The sequence below is a fragment of the Altibacter lentus genome (genome assembly GCF_000746845.1).
Lineage (GTDB): Bacteria > Bacteroidota > Bacteroidia > Flavobacteriales > Flavobacteriaceae > Altibacter > Altibacter lentus.
Genome location: NZ_KN050846.1, coordinates 131,394 through 148,494 on the forward strand (window position 1 = coordinate 131,394; position 17,101 = coordinate 148,494).

At 33.1% G+C, this 17,101-nt stretch carries 19 protein-coding genes; all 19 read right to left on the reverse strand.

Annotated elements, in window-relative coordinates:
* Positions 1-172 precede the first annotated feature (172 nt).
* Positions 173-823: a hypothetical protein gene (locus JS40_RS00790; protein ID WP_034257719.1), complete on the reverse strand. Its 651-nt coding sequence runs from the start codon at positions 821-823 to the stop codon at positions 173-175.
* 163 nt (positions 824-986) lie between these two features.
* Complete coding sequence (locus tag JS40_RS00795) at positions 987-2,219, reverse strand: hypothetical protein (RefSeq protein WP_152558101.1); 1,233 nt, start codon at positions 2,217-2,219, stop codon at positions 987-989.
* Positions 2,220-2,561: 342 nt separating this feature from the next.
* The gene (locus JS40_RS00800; protein WP_034257721.1) at positions 2,562-2,993 is read right to left on the reverse strand and encodes a hypothetical protein; all 432 of its coding nucleotides are present in this window, start codon (positions 2,991-2,993) and stop codon (positions 2,562-2,564) included.
* A 184-nt stretch (positions 2,994-3,177) separates the two neighbouring features.
* On the reverse strand, positions 3,178-3,729 hold the full coding sequence (locus JS40_RS00805; protein ID WP_034261845.1) for a DinB family protein: 552 nt from the start codon (positions 3,727-3,729) through the stop codon (positions 3,178-3,180).
* A gap of 182 nt (positions 3,730-3,911) precedes the next feature.
* A complete protein-coding gene (locus JS40_RS00810; protein ID WP_034257722.1) occupies positions 3,912-4,508 on the reverse strand; it encodes a hypothetical protein in 597 nt (198 codons plus the stop codon).
* Position 4,509: 1 nt separating this feature from the next.
* Positions 4,510-5,319: a hypothetical protein gene (locus JS40_RS00815; protein ID WP_034257723.1), complete on the reverse strand. Its 810-nt coding sequence runs from the start codon at positions 5,317-5,319 to the stop codon at positions 4,510-4,512.
* 140 nt (positions 5,320-5,459) lie between these two features.
* Entirely contained in the window at positions 5,460-6,668 is a 1,209-nt protein-coding gene (locus JS40_RS00820; protein WP_034257724.1) for a DNA-methyltransferase, read from the reverse strand.
* A complete protein-coding gene (locus JS40_RS14725) occupies positions 6,655-7,431 on the reverse strand; it encodes an ApaLI family restriction endonuclease (RefSeq protein WP_233273930.1) in 777 nt (258 codons plus the stop codon). Before JS40_RS14725 ends, JS40_RS00820 begins: the two co-directional genes overlap by 14 nt.
* Before the next feature lie 223 nt (positions 7,432-7,654).
* On the reverse strand, positions 7,655-8,239 hold the full coding sequence (locus tag JS40_RS00830; protein WP_034257725.1) for a hypothetical protein: 585 nt from the start codon (positions 8,237-8,239) through the stop codon (positions 7,655-7,657).
* Positions 8,240-8,430: 191 nt separating this feature from the next.
* Positions 8,431-9,015 (reverse strand): hypothetical protein, encoded by a 585-nt coding sequence (locus tag JS40_RS00835; RefSeq protein ID WP_034257726.1) that lies wholly within the window; start codon positions 9,013-9,015, stop codon positions 8,431-8,433.
* A gap of 532 nt (positions 9,016-9,547) precedes the next feature.
* The gene (locus tag JS40_RS00840; RefSeq protein ID WP_034261849.1) at positions 9,548-10,342 is read right to left on the reverse strand and encodes a cation efflux transmembrane domain-containing protein; all 795 of its coding nucleotides are present in this window, start codon (positions 10,340-10,342) and stop codon (positions 9,548-9,550) included.
* A 245-nt stretch (positions 10,343-10,587) separates the two neighbouring features.
* Positions 10,588-11,001: a DMP19 family protein gene (locus JS40_RS00845; protein WP_034257727.1), complete on the reverse strand. Its 414-nt coding sequence runs from the start codon at positions 10,999-11,001 to the stop codon at positions 10,588-10,590.
* A gap of 585 nt (positions 11,002-11,586) precedes the next feature.
* Complete coding sequence (locus JS40_RS00850; RefSeq protein ID WP_034257728.1) at positions 11,587-12,228, reverse strand: hypothetical protein; 642 nt, start codon at positions 12,226-12,228, stop codon at positions 11,587-11,589.
* 237 nt (positions 12,229-12,465) lie between these two features.
* A complete protein-coding gene (locus JS40_RS00855; RefSeq protein ID WP_034257729.1) occupies positions 12,466-12,915 on the reverse strand; it encodes a DUF4279 domain-containing protein in 450 nt (149 codons plus the stop codon).
* Complete coding sequence (locus JS40_RS00860; RefSeq protein WP_034257730.1) at positions 12,915-13,289, reverse strand: hypothetical protein; 375 nt, start codon at positions 13,287-13,289, stop codon at positions 12,915-12,917. The genes JS40_RS00855 and JS40_RS00860 overlap by 1 nt, the downstream gene beginning before the upstream one ends.
* A 150-nt stretch (positions 13,290-13,439) precedes the next feature.
* The gene (locus tag JS40_RS00865) at positions 13,440-14,165 is read right to left on the reverse strand and encodes a superoxide dismutase (protein ID WP_009780324.1); all 726 of its coding nucleotides are present in this window, start codon (positions 14,163-14,165) and stop codon (positions 13,440-13,442) included.
* Positions 14,166-14,345: 180 nt separating this feature from the next.
* Positions 14,346-14,957, reverse strand: coding sequence for an immunity protein Imm33 domain-containing protein (locus tag JS40_RS14730; RefSeq protein WP_084677409.1), 612 nt, complete (start codon positions 14,955-14,957; stop codon positions 14,346-14,348).
* Between the two features lie 165 nt (positions 14,958-15,122).
* Positions 15,123-15,662, reverse strand: coding sequence for a hypothetical protein (locus tag JS40_RS00875; RefSeq protein WP_034257731.1), 540 nt, complete (start codon positions 15,660-15,662; stop codon positions 15,123-15,125).
* Positions 15,663-15,806: 144 nt separating this feature from the next.
* Positions 15,807-17,081: a protein NO VEIN domain-containing protein gene (locus tag JS40_RS00880; RefSeq protein WP_034257732.1), complete on the reverse strand. Its 1,275-nt coding sequence runs from the start codon at positions 17,079-17,081 to the stop codon at positions 15,807-15,809.
* Between the last annotated feature and the right edge of the window lie 20 nt (positions 17,082-17,101).

Sequence of the window (17,101 nt, forward strand, 5' to 3'; positions counted from 1 at the left end):
TTATAATTTCTGTAGCGTTTGTCCACAATGAATGGCAACGGTTTTGTATAAGATTAGTTGCGTGGTTTAGCAACGAATTTAGTAAATACAAACCGAATAGAAAATCCGCGAAGATTTTCGTAAGCAGGCTCGTACCAAGCAATTAATTTTATACGTTGTTGTAGTGCGTTTTTTATTTAATCGGAAATCCAAAAGTATTAGCAATTTCATCATCATTATCAAGTTTGTCCTTTCTGCGTTCAAGACGAGCCTTAATTGATGGTTCTAATTTTCCGTTAAAATCATTAATATCTTTAGCTAGGAATTCTAAATACTTTTTAATAGTTCCCAGATTATTATCGAAATCTGCCTTTATTCGTGAAGCATCTTGTCCAACAGGAACTTCATATACAACTTTTAGTTCATCAGTAAATTCAATTCCAATTTGTTTTCCTATTTCTGAGTTTTCTGAAATGTTAATCGAGTAGCCAAGTCCTTTGTGAAAACCCTTATCTTCATAATCAAAGCAAGAAAATGTTCTAAATGAATAACCACCAATTTTAGAAATTATAACCCTATTCGGGTAATTGTTTGCATCAGAACTCAAATCAATTAGTTCAATTTCGCCTTTACCTTTAATTTTTACTCGAGCACCCACCTCCTCAAGAGTTATATCTTTATGTCCCCAAATATCAATTACTGAAACTCCTTCAATTTTATTTAAGTCAGATTTTATTTGGTTCATTTCATATTCATAAAAAAAAGTGCCGTGAATCCAAAACCCTAATATTGGTAACAAAAAAAGTAACGCAATGCCTATTAAAAACCACTTTACAATTTTCATAAAATTTATTGTCAAATGTGCTACAACGGTCTCGGCTATGATTTCGTTGCGGAAAAATCCGCAGGATTCTTTCCGCCGTAGCCGAAAGATAGCAAATTTGCGTTGAATTCCGATTAGGAATTCAACCGCAATGAATTATAGCCATTGTTGTAACCAGTGCTTTTTATTTTATTGATATCAATATACTTAATTTACCTGAACCTTTATTTGTCTCAATTTTTAAAGTAAAAGTTTCAAAGTCCCATATTCGTCCATCCCATTTATTGGATTGAATCAAATCCTTTTCTTTTTCCCATTCAAATCTTTCTTTAAAATATTTATCCGCTCCAAAAATTTCAACCGCATTATTAACAACTAATTCGTACTCTCTTATAAATGTGAAGTTTGAATAATTATTGGTTTTTCGATAAAAATAAAGGTAGCTTTTACCATCCTCAAGGATTTTATCAATTCTATTAAAGAATCCCAAATAATTATGAACAGGCTTAATTGTATTTGTCTCTCTATTTATATCAATAGATTTATAAGAATCTACAATCAATCCATTTTTCAAATCATTCACTAAAAGTTCGGAAAAAGTATTTTGGTCTTTTTCTTCCTTTTCGACAATAAAGTCAAAAGATTGGATGAATTCATCAGCGTGAATAACTTTTGTGTCAATTCCAAGTAACTTATAAAGTGCTCTGGTTTTTTTCAAAAAACCATTATCGTCTGAAACAACACAATCGCAGTAAGCTCCATAATAACTATGAATCCCATCATTTAGCATATTATTGAATCTAACACTTTTAGATGGTTCTTTACTTATGCCTAAAAGGTCAAGAGTAAAGTATGCGTTTGTAAAAAAGTCATATTTTGATATTTCCTTGTCTCCATTTGGATTTAAATTACTATTCACATATTCTATAAACGTCTTTTGAAGATGAGAATCTTTCAAGTCTTCATTGAAATCTATCTCGTCATAGTCAATAGTAAACTTTCCATTGTTAATATGCTTGTCTGTAACGTTTCTCAATCCCTTATACACAGATTTATCCTCCTGCATATTTTTAAGCATTCCCATAAAATGTTCACTCCATTGCAATATACTCATTGGTTCTTTGCCAAAAGGAAGAAAGTTTTTTAATGGGTCAGTTATTGACGAGTCCAAGTTTTCCATTCCTGGAAAGTTGAAATCTAACTTTGTTTCGGTTAAGAGAGTTTTTGCATTTTCAAACTTTTCTTGGTCTTCTGGATTTAGGTCGCTCGTGTCAAAATCAAAGATGCTTGAGAAATCAATATCATCTGTTTCTTTTTCAACATCTGCAAATGCTTCTAAAGGTCTTGCTAAATAGCAAGAGGTTTTCTTTTCAATTGCGTGGTATGATAGGTAATTATCATTCACAATTGAATCCATAAATTCTAATTCGGAATATTTAATATTTGTTTTATCGTTTTTTAAATCTCGAAGATGTGCGTAAGAGTAACAGAATAAACTTGCCTTTTGTTTCCTGATTTGATTCAATAGTTTGACATATTGAGCTTTTTCCTGTTTGAACAGGTGACTGAAGATTTGTTTGTCAAAATATATTCTTACCATTCATTTTTTCGGCATTGGTTACAACGGTTTTGTGTATGATTTTTTGCGGGAAAAGGACGCGAGTCTTTTTCCGATGTTGCGGAAAGATAATTAATAAGATTGAATTTCCGATGAGGAAATTCAGCCGCAATTAATTATACACCTTGTTGTGCAACGTTTTTATTCAGTTTTATAATGTAATAACCCTTTTTCATAAAGCATATTTTTAAATTCTTTGGAATTACAATTCACTTGGTCAGTCGATATTCCGCTTCCAATTCCATAAATAAAAGGTCCAGGTCGATTACTCCAACCTTTTCCAAATTCTCTCGGTTCATAACCAGCAATTTGTCCACTTATTAAAATCCGATTTTCCTTCGTTACTTTTTCCACAACTAAGTCAACACAAGGATGAATTTTGTTTTCGTCGAGATAAACTTTATTCGCAATCAATTCAGTCACATTATCTTTTCCAGTTGCTTTTATTCTTTCAGCGAAATGCCATTCAAACTCAAAGTCGTTTGGTAATTCTTTTCCCGAATGTAATTCAGCATAAAGTTTTAGTTCTGAAAGAGTCTTTTCTATATGTTTTTTGAATTCTTTTCGGGTCATTTTTCAAATGTTGCACAACGGTTTCGGCTATGAGTAGTTGTGTGGTTTAGCGATTAACTTTCCAAGTACACACCAAGTTGGAAATTCCGCAGGAATTTCCAAAGTAGGCGAGAACAAGCAATTACTTATAGCCATTGTTGCCATTTCGTTGTTTTTTAGTCAGTAATTCAGTCAGAATGTCGATTTATTGATACAAAACATATCTTGGTGGTTTTAATCCATTCAGCCGCATATAAACAAGCATTTGCCCTCTGTGATGTGTTATATGGTCGGCAAGTAATAACAAAATTTGTCTTTTAGTTCTGTCCGCCCCAAAATAGTCCAATCTTTCTTTAAGTCTATTTGGGTCGAAATTTGAGATAAATTCTATTGTTTTGTCAAAAGTCTCGCTGATTTTGGCAATCATTTCTTTTTTCGATTTGTTGTCCACTTTGAGTTCCGTGTCGGTATTCCAATCTCTCGCCTCACGTCCGCCCATTAATGATTGACTGTGCCAATCCATTGCCCAACCAATATGCATTAGATTTTCCGCAAAACTCATTGATTCAGGCGTTGCTTTGAATTTATATTTATCTTCTGGCATTGTTTCCGCTACAAGAATTAAATATTCTTTCGATTTTTCTAATCGTTCCAAATATTCTTTAATGAAGTCATTTTCTTGGGCAAAAGTTGGCTGTCCAAATGAAGACAACATCATTATCGAAATCAGAATTAATAAGTGTTTTATATTTCTCATTTGTTTCAGTTTATAATTTCTGTAGCGTTTGTCCACAATGAATGGCAACGGTTTTGTATAAGATTAGTTGCGTGGTTTAGCAACGAATTTAGTAAATACAAACCGAATAGAAAATCCGCGAAGATTTTCGTAAGCAGGCTCGTACCAAGCAATTAATTTTATACGTTGTTGTAGTGCGTTTTTTATTTAATCGGAAATCCAAAAGTATTAGCAATTTCATCATCATTATCAAGTTTGTCCTTTCTGCGTTCAAGACGAGCCTTAATTGATGGTTCTAATTTTCCGTTAAAATCATTAATATCTTTAGCTAGGAATTCTAAATACTTTTTAATAGTTCCCAGATTATTATCGAAATCTGCCTTTATTCGTGAAGCATCTTGTCCAACAGGAACTTCATATACAACTTTTAGTTCATCAGATTCTATGATTCCATAAGGTAGAACAGATAAAAAAGATGAAGGGAAAATTCCAAACATTGTTGAATCTCCTTTAAAAGGTATTATTAAAGTATATTTGGTCCCATCTACTGATGTACTTCTCCCATAGTTTCCTCTTCCAGAATATCTTATTTTAGTATCTGTTGGTTTGTTTTGATAAATTGCGTCCTCTTTAATTTCGGGAAGCTCAATTTTAAATTCCTCTACTAATTGTTCTGTTAGAGTTTCAATAGTGTTGTTATCGAATTTTGACTTATCATAATTGTTAATTCGATTTTCTATCGAGTTTGCTAATGAATTTGCGAAATCGTAGAATTTTCTGTTGTTAAAAAGGTGTTTCATATTATTCAATTTTTGTTACAACTTCTTCCATTGTATAATGGACGAAACTTTGTCCTAGTTCAGTTAATTCGTAAGGCTCTATATTATCAAAAGCCGACTTTAAGGTTGAAGATTTAGAACGTCTAGTAGATTTTTTTATAAAATTACCAGCGTAATCTGTAACACGTTCTTGTCTTATAATGCCATCCATACTTAAGTCTCTAATCAGACGCTTAAATAAGTCTGCTTCTAAAGAATTTTCTGCTGGAAGAGTGCCATTTAAGTTGTCCCAAATTTGACCTCTTGTGATGCCACGATTTTTGTAGATTTCTCTAATTACCATAAAATGTGTTTCGTGATATCTAGAAATCCACTCTATAAAAAGTTGGATTAAATCATCTGTCGAAAGATTTATTGCACTAGCATTTGTCAGTAATTTTCTTAAATATTCTTTCTTTTCAAATGTTTCTGCGTTATCCCATTCTTTAAAACCTTTTCTGACTAACGCTAAATATTCTTCACTTTCCATTCTTTCTTGAACTTCCTCTCCAGCGTTGTCTAAAGTTTCGTGAATTTGGTAAATCGTATAATATAATTCTTCGATTTTTCTATGGTGTTCTTCTAGCCAAATTCTTTGTAAGTCATTAATTTTCCCTTGTTCTTTTTCTGCGTGTAGAGCTGAACTTGCGGCAATTACTCCACCAACCCAAGGAATACTGCTTAAAGCTGAAACTACAAATCGTCCAGTTCGAGTTTTCTTCCCTTTTCCATCTATTTTAGAAAGTTCGTTTTTAACTTTCTCTATTGCTTCTGTTTTGGTTAGTTTGTTCATTACTCGAATGTTTCTTCAAATGCACTACAACGGTCTCGTATAAGAATAGTAGCGGATTTTCAAGCACTAACTTTTCGGTTAAGCACAGACCTTATTTAGGTTTACTGACTTTGGTTTAAGCACTAAAACCGCTATTATTTTTATACATTGTTGGGCACTGTACTTTTTTCTTTCAACTCCTCAATTATCAATTCCTGTGATTGGATAATTTCTATATCAGATTCCAATTCAAAAAGTCGATTACCTCTTGATTCTTTTCGAGTTTGAATTACAATTTTTAGTTCAAATTCTTTTCCTTGGCAAGATTTTTCAAGTTTTTCAATTGCATCATTAAGAGTTTCTCTTTTTCCTTGAATTTTAACAGGTACTGGTTTCTCGTTAAAATGCTTTCTTAAAAATCCATCAATTCCAGAGTTTCTTTGAACTGGTAAAGCACCAATACTTTTTAAAATTGCCATCTCATATTCTGATTTTTCAAGATAGCTGTTATAGCCTTTGTTTAATAATGCAGAATCTGTGATTATCATTTCTTCTAATCGTCTGTTCGCAAGTTCAACTGCATCTTGAGACGCATCAATTCCAATGAAATCTCTATCCATAGATTTAGCAGCAACACAGGTTGTACCACTTCCACAAAAAGGGTCAACAATTAAATCTCCTCTGTCCGTTACTATTTTAATTATTTCTTTTAAGAGTAAAACAGGTTTTTGTGTTGGATAACCAACTCTTTCTTTTGCTTTAGGGTTTAAATAAGGAATTTCCCAAGTATCTGATAACGGAACGCCTTTTTTTTCTTTTCCTAAAACAATGTTGCCATCTTCATCTGTCTTGTAAATTGACTTACCATTTGCAGTTTTTTTTCTGTCTTGTAATATTTGGTCAATATTTGTTGTAGCTGCGTAATTAGTATAATATTGATTGAATTTAAAATGCTTACTTTTTGAATAGAAGTATATATTTTGATGCGAGTTTAAAAGCCCTTTCTTAGAATTAGACCATCTTTTATAACTCCAAATAATTTCACTTTGGAAGTTTTTCATACCAAAAACTTTGTCAAGAGTTACTCTGATATAATGAGAAGCAACTTTGTCACAATGAAGAAAAACACTACCAGTTTCTTTTAAAATTCTTTTACATTCCTTTAAACAAGCCTCAATTAAATCGAGGTAGTCATCTAATGAATCCCAACTATCACTGAATTCATATTTTTTTGATTCATCTCTAGTAACTAATGAATGTTTTTTTTGAGTAAAAAACGGTGGGTCAAAATATACTAAATCAACAGAGTTAGATTCTAATTCTGTCAATTTATTAATACAATTACCTTGATATATTTTATTTACTTCCATCAGCACTAGTTTTTTTATCTGCGATAGAAGTTAGGATTTCTAATAAGTCGTATCCAGTATATTTTTTGACAAAATTCCAAGCTTCATCTCCTCCATAATATTCTCCTTTTACACCTTTATAGTAAGTAGCGAGTATTTTTTGAATTTTAATTGCTTGTTTCCTTTGAGGATAATAAAACATAACTCGAATTGGTTTATAACCGTAACTAGTTATACACTCAACTCTTGTATGCTCCTTTGTTATATGGTCTCCATCTGTAGTTGCATCTCGCCATTTGATTTCAATAGCGTTATTGTCATCTAAAAAGTCAATTTCAAAGGTTTTAGGTTTAGAGCCTACTGTATTATCTACAAGCGTTCTCTTTCCTTTTAAATTGTTAAATTTGAAACATAGAACAGTTGCTTCCTCTAAAAAAGAGCCTGCATATTTGTAGAGAAATCGTCCTGTGTTTTGATAAACATCAATTAATTGACCTCTTTCATTGGAAATTCCCAAAACTCTATAAATTAGATAATGTGAATTATCATCTTCAAGCATTTCTTCTTTTCTATCCTCTATCTTTCCATTCAGAGTTTCAGCATATCTATTGGAAAGTTCTACAATTTTTGAATATAATAACTCATAGTCCGTCCCGTCCTTTTTCGCTTGCAGGATTTGTTGATTGCCGTATGTTTCTGCATCCTCCATTAAAGTGTTTCTGGTTTTTCCTTTTGTCTCAATTCCTAAAGATTTACAGTAATCTACAAGTTCTTTTTTATTCAATTTATATAGTTTCAATTAGTTCTTAAATTTTAACAAATTTACGAAATTTAAATTCTTTCGCAGAGCTGTTTTTGGGTATTGTGCCCAACGTTGATGTATAAGAATAGTTGCGGGTTTGTATGCGAGGATTTTCCGAAGGAAAATCAGATGTAGCAAACACGCAACGACCTTTGTTTTAGCACTAAACCGCAATTATTTTTATACGGTGTTAGCACACGTTTTTTTATTCAAATGCTTTCTCTTTCTTCATAGCACTTAAAACTCTATCAACAACTTTTAGGGTAACTCCTCTTTGTGAGCCTGCTGCACCCCAACTATTGTTAGCGTTTCCATTTATAACAGCAAGAGGTTTGTCAAATCCGTCACTTTTGTTGTAAATTTCAAATAATAATCCAACATTTCCGACTACACTTCCCGATGTTCCGTAAGTGTTAAATGAATCTGTCCAACTACTATAAGAAGTGCTTGAACTCGATTGTGTATAAGAGGACCTATTATTCAATTTTATTAAAATAATTGTTTCAATATTTTTTTTATTTATAGCATCATTCATATCGGAATCTGAATATTTATATCCAGGTATAAATAATTTATTCCACGAAATAGCGTTTATTCCTTTCTTTTCAAATCGGCTTATAATTTTACCTTCTCCTTTTGGGTCATCTACTCCATAATAAATCAAGGTTTTTCCATTTATTGAATTTTCTAAATCTCCATATAGATAGATTTTGTTTCCAATTTTTTCTTGAGCAAAAATTGAAGTTGAAATAAATAATAGTGTTAAAAAAGTGTAGATTGTTTTGTTCATTGGTTTTTAATTTAATTATTTGATTTTCGTTTTTTTAAATGTGTGCTAACGGTCTCGGCTATGATTTCGTTGCGGAAAAATCCGCAGGATTCTTTCCGCCGTAGCCGAAAGATAGCAAAATTGCGGTGAATTCCGATAAGGAATTCAACCGCAATGAATTATAGCCATTGTTGCCTGTAGTTGTTTTTAATTCAGTCGAATGGTGCAAAGCTATACTCTTGGTCTAAAATATTTATTTGACCAGAGTATGAGCCTCTGTATTTAGTTCCATCCAACATTTCGATTTCAAATCTAAAGTTGTTTTCCGATAACAATTCAACTTTCACGTAGCCCTCCGTTTCGGTCAAGTCAGTCGAAGAAACTACATTCCCACTTTCCGCAACAATGTCTTTGTAGAAAATAATTCCTTCCGTTCCGTTATTTGTGTAAATGTCGGTGTTTGGATTGTATAACTGCTCAAATGTATTCGGTGTGCTAAAATCTCCAACCAGTTGTAATTCGAGAAAGTTTATTCGGTAGGTTGTATTATTGTCAGGATAAAAAATGTTGTCAGCGGACGATTGTGTATAAGTTCCGTCTGTTATTATTAAATCACGCCAACAGTCGATACTACTTCCGTCGGGATTGCAATTCGTTCCGTTGTCAGGATTTTCCAGATAAACGTTGTTAACCGTTAGTGTGATAAATTCCGATTCAGAGTTTGAGTCATCATCGTTATTATCCGAACAAGAATAGGCGATTAGGATTGCAAAAAGTAAAATTAGTTTTGATTTCATAATTGATTTTTAAGGTAGCGCCACAATTACAGGCAACGGTCTTGGCTATGATTTCGTTGCGGAAAAATCCGCAGGATTATTCCGCCGTGGGCGAAAGATAACAAAATTAGCGGTGAATTCCGTTGGAGGAATTCAGCCGCAATGAATTATAGCCATTGTTATAAACAGTGCCGACACGTACGGCTATGCCGTCCGAGTGAGAATCAGCTGTAGGTTTCGCTCGATTTTCGATTTCCGAACGATTTTCAACGCGCATGTAAATCCGCTGTATGATATTCTGTCCGAAATTCAATCAAACTGCAAATCAATTTTCAAATCTGCCGAAGGATCTTTCAATTCAGCCTGAAAATCAATTGAGATTTTCTCAAAATCGATTTCCGGAGGCATTGTTTGTAACGGTCTCGGCTATGCGTAGTGCGGGATTTCAAGGCACTTATCTTTCCGTTTAGCAGTTAGTTTATTTAATGTAATTACTTTCATATCAGCACTTCCTCCCGCATTACGTATAGCCAATGTTGTAGCCAGTGCTTTTTCATTTTCCTAGTTTTAAAATCCTTATCGCTCCTTGAATTACTAACGCGAAAACGATTGTTCCGATTATCAAGTCAGGTTTATTTGAATTCAGCCAATTGACCAAAACTCCCGCTGTTATTACTCCCAAATTAATTATCACATCATTTGAGGTGAAAATCATACTTGCTTTCATATGAGCTTCTTCTTTACTCTTTGACTTTTGAAGCAAGTACAGACAAACTCCGTTCGCAATGAGTGCGAAAATCGAAACGATTATCATTGTCGAGAAGTCAGGTAATTTTTCTGCTCCGAAAAATCTTCTCAGAACCTCCACAAATCCAATAATCGCAAGTGTAATTTGAAAATAACCAGCAAGTTTGGCAATCCGCTTTTTTCTTGTCAAAGTTCCGCCAACTGCAAACAGACTAATTCCATAAACGAAACTGTCAGCGAGCATATCCAAACTGTCGGCAACTAATCCCATTGATTTTGAAATTAGTCCCGTTGTTATTTCGATTATGAAAAAGGCAAAGTTTATTCCGAGTACTGTCCAGAGTAGTTTTTTCTGATTATCGTTTTCTTTAAATTCTGTTCGGTCAGTTTGTTCAGTCGAGATTTTCTTTCCGCCAAGATTCAGTTCGAGAACGGACTTTTCAATTTGGTCAATTTTTCCGCTATGATAAATGGTCAATTTTCGGTTGGGAATATCAAAGTCTAAATTCGCGATACTTGAAATACCATCCAGTTTCATTCGGATTAGATTTTCTTCCGAAGGACAGTCCATTTTAGTAATCTCGAATATTGTTTTATTCATTCCCGGTTTCTTTTTTCGCATTGGCTACAACGGGTTTGTATATGATTTGTGGCGGCTCGGCGGCCGTATCGGCTGAGCGTAAACGCAAGTAGCAACGTGGCGCAGCGTTTGGCTGGTGACGTTTGAAGCGCAACGGCGCCGCTTTCACATTTTTATCCGCGTTACCAATTTACGATAATTTGTAGGAATTCAAATTCATTTAACCCTCTACCGCCATGAATTATATACGTTGTTGTAGTGCGTTTTTATTTTCCAATTCCAGTGTTATTTATATGTTCCAAAAGAGCTTTTTCTAATTCGTCTGCCATCTTCCAAAATTTAGTGTCCATTTTCTCAATATCCTCTTCAAGCTGGTCTTCATCAAATTTGTCAAACTCCTCTTGTCGAGCGTCTGGTCCTTCGGGAACTCCATTCGGAAAATAGACTTTATTAAATTCGCGTAACTGGTTGGCAACCGAATTGAAATTCAGATATTCCAAATCCGCAATCGTGTCCGCATTTTTATCCGCTCCGTAGTTCATATAATGGCCCCATAATCCGTCAGTAGTTAAGGGTTCAATATTAAACCAAACTCGTTGTTCACGAGTCAGTTTATCATAATTGGTAAATCCGATATCAACTATTCTTTCCCAAGTAATTTGAGCTTCGTCTCTTGTCATATTTTAGTTTTCTCAAATGCACTACAACGGTCTTGGCTATGATTTCGTTGCGGAAAAATCCGCAGGATTATTCCGCCGTGGGCGAAAGATAACAAAATTAGCGGTGAATTCCGTTGGAGGAATTCAGCCGCAATGAATTATAGCCATTGTTATAAACAGTGCCGACACGTACGGCTATGCCGTCCGAGTGAGAATCAGCTGTAGGTTTCGCTCGATTTTCGATTTCCGAACGATTTTCAACGCGCATGTAAATCCGCTGTATGATATTCTGTCCGAAATTCAATCAAACTGCAAATCAATATTCAAATTGGTTAAAGGATCTTTCAATTCAGCTTGAAAATCAATTGAGATTTTTTCAAAATCGATTCTCCGGAGGCATTGTTTGTAACGGTCTTGTGTATGGCTCGTTGCGTGCAAATTAGAAAATTATTTTCGGTTTTAGCACAAGCCAGATTTTTAAATTTTACTATTTATCTTTTTATTGGAAATCGTCAAATTTAAAAATTTGGCGACTTTCCAAATATGCCTTAACTTTGATAAAGCAACTGATTAGCAATGAGCTATACACGTTGTTGTGAGCTGGCTTTATTCGGATTTAGTATCTTCTTTTTTTTCTTTCTCTTTTTTTTCAGGCTTTTTTAACTCAGATAATGGTTTCAAACGCATTTCTTTAAGGTAACCAATTAATGTTGCGATTTTCTTCTCCTTTGTAGCTTTAATATCCTTGTACAATGTATAGGGATTAAAACCAGCTAAAGTTAAAATTGCAGTAGCAGTTTCTATGAAATTCAATCCAGTAGTATAATTTTCATAAAACAAATCTTTATAAGTTTCGTCAATTTCATCTAATAAGGGTATATATTTTCGTATTCTTTTAGATTTTGACTGTTCTACGAGATGCTTATTCATTTCTCTGTAAAGTCCAATACTATTCCTGTCAATCAAATCAGCACTAAATTGATTTACGAATAAATCTATTTTCCACTTTAATAAAGCATATTTTTCTTTGATTATCCTTTTAGTATATAAATCTTCTTGACGAGGATTTTCAAGATTTTCATTTCTTTGTTTAAATCTTGCCTCTGACCATAAAATCTTATTCTCAGATATTTCTTTAATTGTGTTTAGATATGCCACAAGTCCTAAACTTTTTGATTCGTCAAGTCCGTCTTGAGCAAAGGATTGTAATGCAATTAAGAGAACGAGTAAAGTAAATAGATTTTTCATAGTTAAAATTTTAGGTTACAATTTAGCTAAGAATAAAGTTATAAAACATACCTAATAAAGGGTAAATTTTTCAATTTGGACAAGTACGCCAAGCTTGCTCACAACGGTCTCGGCTATGAGTAGTTGCGTGGTTTAGCGGTTAACTTTGCAAGCACACACCAAGTTGGAAATTCCGCAGGATTTTCAGAAGTAGGCGAGAACAAGCAATTACTTATAGCCATTGTTGTGTGCAGTTTTTTATTCATTAGTTTTTTCTAAAATTCCGATTGTGTCAGCTTTGTAAAGGTCAAAATCTACTTCAGTTTCAGTCTTAGCTAAAAAGTCAATTACTTTTTTATTCAATCCGAAATATGGTGTTGAAGATTCTGGATTTATATCAATGTCAATTACAAATTGTATTCTAGTTGTTAAATCATATTTTTCTTTCAGTTCGTTTATGATTTTCGCTTTAGGTTCAAAAACATCAATTAGTTTTTCAAGATAACTTTCCAAATCAATATTGTTTCCAGCATCAATTTGATATTTCCACGCAGTTGATTTCGGAACAGGTTCTTTTTTAATCATTACAGAAGTTGGCTCAATTCTTAATTCAGCCGTTATTTTTTCTGTGTCGAAATATTCGGCATCAAAAGAGAAATACAAGTAATTATTGCATTCCGTCCCACTATATGTTAGTTTCTGCCACATTACTTTAAATCAGTCATTTTTATGTTAGTCAAATTGTTTTCAGATGTTCTTAATAAATGGTCAATACGTTTTTCAATGTTTTCAAACTTTTCTTTTTCCGCAAGATTTCGATACCATTGAGGTCGATTAATTGATTTTGCGTCATCATACCAAGCAATATTTATAAAATTCCATATTTCACTATTCACTCCATTAATTTCAAAATTTGGTTGAATAATAATTGCTCGATTAATATCATTGACAATCCAATCGATTCGCCTTTCCTCAAAAGTTCTTAATGCCTCAGGATAACTTGGTCTATCTTTAGTCAAAGTAGCATTTAACCTATTAGAAAGTTTAATTAATTTATCATCTATTTTGCTAAATACGCTCATTTTTCAAATTGCACACAACGGTTTCGGCTATGAGTAGTTGCGTGGTTTAGCACTTAACTTTGCAAGTACACACCAAACTGAAAATCCGTGAGGATTTTCAGAAGTAGGCGAGAACAAGCAATTACTTATAGCCATTGTTGGCAGTAGTGTTTATTTTGTCAGTCGTTTTGCTGTCATAAATCGGTCAGCTACATTGTCCCAATTGATAATTTCAAGAACTGTATCAACAAAATCGGCTCTTTTATTTTTGTATTTCAAATAATAGGCGTGTTCCCAAACATCAATCACCAAAATCGGAACAACTCCCCATTGTGTTAATTTTTGATGATTTTCGCATTGTAACAATGTCAAGCTATCCGAATAAGGTTGGTAACCCAAAATACCCCAACCGCTTCCTTCTACAGTTTTTGATATTTTCCCGATATAGCTTTTCAGTTTGTCAAATGAACCGAAATCCTTTTCTATCTGTTTTAAGAGTTCAGTTTTGGGTTCAGTTTTTTTATTCGTTAAGTTCGTCCAAAAGATGGAATGAAGCACGTGGCTTGAAAAGTGGTAAGCTAACTTTCGGGTCCACAAATCCACTTGGTCTAAATCGCCCGATTTTAGATGTTCCTTAATTTTAATCAAATCTGTGTTTGCCCCTTTTACTGCTCCACCGTGATGAAATTCAAAGTGCAGATGTAAGGTTTCTTCATCCATATGTGGCTCCAAAAAAGTTTTATTGTATGGAAGTGATTTTTGAATGAAATTTCCATTACTGTCCACTAATCTGTCAATTCCGTTTTCCGTTACATTTTGTGAAAAAACGTTGTTCATTGGTAGGATTGTCGCTCCACCTAAAATTGCCGTGTTTCTTAAAAATTCTTTTCTGTCCATATTTATACTTTTTTCAATTTATCTCGTTTTTCCACATTACTGCCAACGGTTTGGCTATGATTTCGGCGTGGAATCGTCCGCAGGACTATTCCGCAGAGAAATCAAGCTAATTTAGTGTTTTTACTTTTGGTTTTGCACTGTCGCCACGCTGAATTATAGCCGTTGTTGTACACCGTTTTCTTATTCCACATTTTTTAATTTTTCGTCATACCAAACATCTTCGTATCCGTTTTTGTCAATCAAAAATCGATAGCCAACATCAAGTCCGAAATATTTAATTAATTCAGGTCGGATTTGAAGCAAATGTTCTGCGCACATTGGTTGGAAAAAGTCATCGGATTCCAAGTAATCTCCTGTCCAAATATACCAACCAGTTGTTCCTTTTTCTTGCGGATGTCTCAATCCGTGAATTGGGTCAGCATCCAAGTCAGAGCCGATTCCGACTTTTAGTTTTTTATTTATTGGATTCCATTTAGAATCATATTTTCCGCAAATTTCTTTTTGTCGGTCGATATGTGCATTCCAATAATTATAATCGGCTAATAAATCCTCATCAGTTTCCAATTGGTGTTTCCAAAGTCTGACGTTTTGTTTTGTAATCGGAAAGTTGATTTCTGGATTGTCCCATTGATAAATTATATCAGAAATTACATCATCGTCCCAATCGAAATGTTCTTTTGTTATTAAGCTCCACGCATAATCTTCAAAATCCTTTTCTCGAATTTCTCCATTCAGAAATTGGTCGCATTTTGCGATTAAGTCAGAACGTGATATTTTGATTTCTTGATTCAATTCTGCGTTTTCTTAAATGGTGTACAACGTGTTTGGCTATGGTTTCGTTGCGTGAAAATCCGCGAGGATTTTCCGCCGTAAACCGAAGATAGCAAATTTGCGAGGACTTTCCGCGAGGAAAGTCAGAAGCAATGAATTATAGCCGGTGTTACCTACAGTTTTTATTTATCGATTTATTAATGTCAGATAATGTATTGCAAAAATCAGACGATTATTTTTATCAGTCAAATCAATGCTTTCTATGTTTTTTGCAAATCCAGCAATTACTGATGGCTGTAAATCACTCGCAGCATTAAATCGGTCAGTATAATTTTTTATAAAATCAGATTTTTTTTCAATTTCAGTCAGATATTTTTGGTAATTACTATCCGTTTTTAAATTAAAATGTTCTGTATTCGAATCCGTATATTTCCACCAAATTTTGTCAAAAACCACAAATTTTTTTAAATCAGAACTTAATTTTTCTATTCCGATTAAATTCGGCACGATTTGGTTTTGAAAGACGTTATTCGAATATTCCAGATATGCTTTTTTTTCGGAATCGGTTTTGTATTCAGTCGTTAAGATTTGGTCAAATTCAGAAACAATTGAATTCAATTCCGTCAATTCGGTTTCTGTCCAAATTCCGTTGGGATTTTGAATTTTACTTTCTTGTCTGCAAGCTGAAAGTATAGTTAGAAATATTATTAGTATATGTTTTTTCAAATTGTAGGTAACGGTATTGTATATGAAAAGTAGCGGAATTCAATCACCAACTTTTCAGTTTACAACTGACCTTTATTTTATTATTTATTTTTTGTTTAAGCACTTAAACCGCTATTTTTTATATACGTTGTTAGGCACTTTGCTTTATTCGATAATTGTAAATATTATTCTTTCAGCTTTTTGTTTTCGATTTCTTGTTGGATAAGGGACTACCTTTTCTGTCATTATCCAATCCATTAGATTATCAATCTTAATTTCTTTTGGGTTTTGCAATGCATCTGAAATAAAATATACTTGATATTTAGAACTGTTTTTTAGAAATAAAGACCATTCGTTTTTAGTCATATAGAACACTTTTTCCTTTCCAATTGTGCCTTTGCACTCAATGAAATATTCTACACTATTATCAATACTGTCTAATACTTTAAAATCATAACTTTCCCCACTTTCTCCATTCTCGTTCATCCATTGTATTCTCTCTCCAAATTTCTTTTTCAAGAGTCCAAAGAGGTAAGTTTCACTTGCCATTCTAACTTTCTCGTTTAATTCGCTGTTTTCTCTAACTATGAGATTTTCGTCATCGAAATCATCTTCTTCATTTTGTTTAGATATTCCAGTTTGGATTAATGAAACTTGTTTAGAAATCAAGTTTAATAATTTATTATTATCAGATACGTTTTGTTCTAATGCAGTTATTTTTTCTGATGTGCTTTTTTCTTCTTTAGTTTTATTTATTTCCGCTTTTGGTTCTTCTATTTTCGTTGAAGTTATTTTATTTACTGTATCTACTATTAATGCACTTTTTAAAGGAATTAATTTGTTTTGAATCGTTACTTTATTATAATTTGAAGTTTCTAAATGAAAGTATTCTCCTTTTGTTTCGTTGACAAGTGCTTCTGCTTTAATCCGTGCCTCTGGCTTCAAAGAAATGCCTACAATAAATATGTTACAACTAATTCCAGAAACCTTGAGTGCGTTTTTCGCAGCTACTTTATAATCTTTTTCGCCAGTTTCTTCTCCGTCTGTTATGAGTATTATTTTTCGGTCTGAATTAGGATAACTTTTAAGTCTATTTATAGAATTTAATATTGCATCTGTGATAGGTGTACCACCTGATTTATGCGGAATTTTTATTCCTTGAATTGCAGCTTTTAATTTATCATCATTTTTGCCTTTATGAATAATTGGTTGTACAATTTCTCTTGGCTTTTCTTTATACTCTAAAGAATGAAATAAACTTGTAGTTATATTTGAAGCATAATCGATAGTTGGAATAATTTCATTTAATAATATTTTTTTCGCTAATTCCATTCGAGTAGTTCCATCTGGTAAAAGGTAATCTTTGTAGTTTTCAAAAATTCCTTTACAGTTTCCCATACTATTGGAATTGTCAATTAATATTTCAATAACTGTGTTCATTCAATGTTAGTTGGTTTTTT

Bases quoted from the DNA above. Each gene is read 5' to 3' on its own strand.
- JS40_RS00790 (WP_034257719.1), bottom strand. From the start codon at position 823: ATGAAAATTGTAAAGTGGTTTTTAATAGGCATTGCGTTACTTTTTTTG.
- JS40_RS00795 (WP_152558101.1), bottom strand. From the start codon at position 2,219: ATGGATTCAATTGTGAATGATAATTACCTATCATACCACGCAATTGAA.
- JS40_RS00800 (WP_034257721.1), bottom strand. From the start codon at position 2,993: ATGACCCGAAAAGAATTCAAAAAACATATAGAAAAGACTCTTTCAGAA.
- JS40_RS00805 (WP_034261845.1), bottom strand. From the start codon at position 3,729: ATGAGAAATATAAAACACTTATTAATTCTGATTTCGATAATGATGTTG.
- JS40_RS00810 (WP_034257722.1), bottom strand. From the start codon at position 4,508: ATGAAACACCTTTTTAACAACAGAAAATTCTACGATTTCGCAAATTCA.
- JS40_RS00815 (WP_034257723.1), bottom strand. From the start codon at position 5,319: ATGAACAAACTAACCAAAACAGAAGCAATAGAGAAAGTTAAAAACGAA.
- JS40_RS00820 (WP_034257724.1), bottom strand. From the start codon at position 6,668: ATGGAAGTAAATAAAATATATCAAGGTAATTGTATTAATAAATTGACA.
- JS40_RS00830 (WP_034257725.1), bottom strand. From the start codon at position 8,239: ATGAACAAAACAATCTACACTTTTTTAACACTATTATTTATTTCAACT.
- JS40_RS00835 (WP_034257726.1), bottom strand. From the start codon at position 9,015: ATGAAATCAAAACTAATTTTACTTTTTGCAATCCTAATCGCCTATTCT.
- JS40_RS00840 (WP_034261849.1), bottom strand. From the start codon at position 10,342: ATGAATAAAACAATATTCGAGATTACTAAAATGGACTGTCCTTCGGAA.
- JS40_RS00845 (WP_034257727.1), bottom strand. From the start codon at position 11,001: ATGACAAGAGACGAAGCTCAAATTACTTGGGAAAGAATAGTTGATATC.
- JS40_RS00850 (WP_034257728.1), bottom strand. From the start codon at position 12,228: ATGAAAAATCTATTTACTTTACTCGTTCTCTTAATTGCATTACAATCC.
- JS40_RS00855 (WP_034257729.1), bottom strand. From the start codon at position 12,915: ATGTGGCAGAAACTAACATATAGTGGGACGGAATGCAATAATTACTTG.
- JS40_RS00860 (WP_034257730.1), bottom strand. From the start codon at position 13,289: ATGAGCGTATTTAGCAAAATAGATGATAAATTAATTAAACTTTCTAAT.
- JS40_RS00865 (WP_009780324.1), bottom strand. From the start codon at position 14,165: ATGGACAGAAAAGAATTTTTAAGAAACACGGCAATTTTAGGTGGAGCG.
- JS40_RS00880 (WP_034257732.1), bottom strand. From the start codon at position 17,081: ATGAACACAGTTATTGAAATATTAATTGACAATTCCAATAGTATGGGA.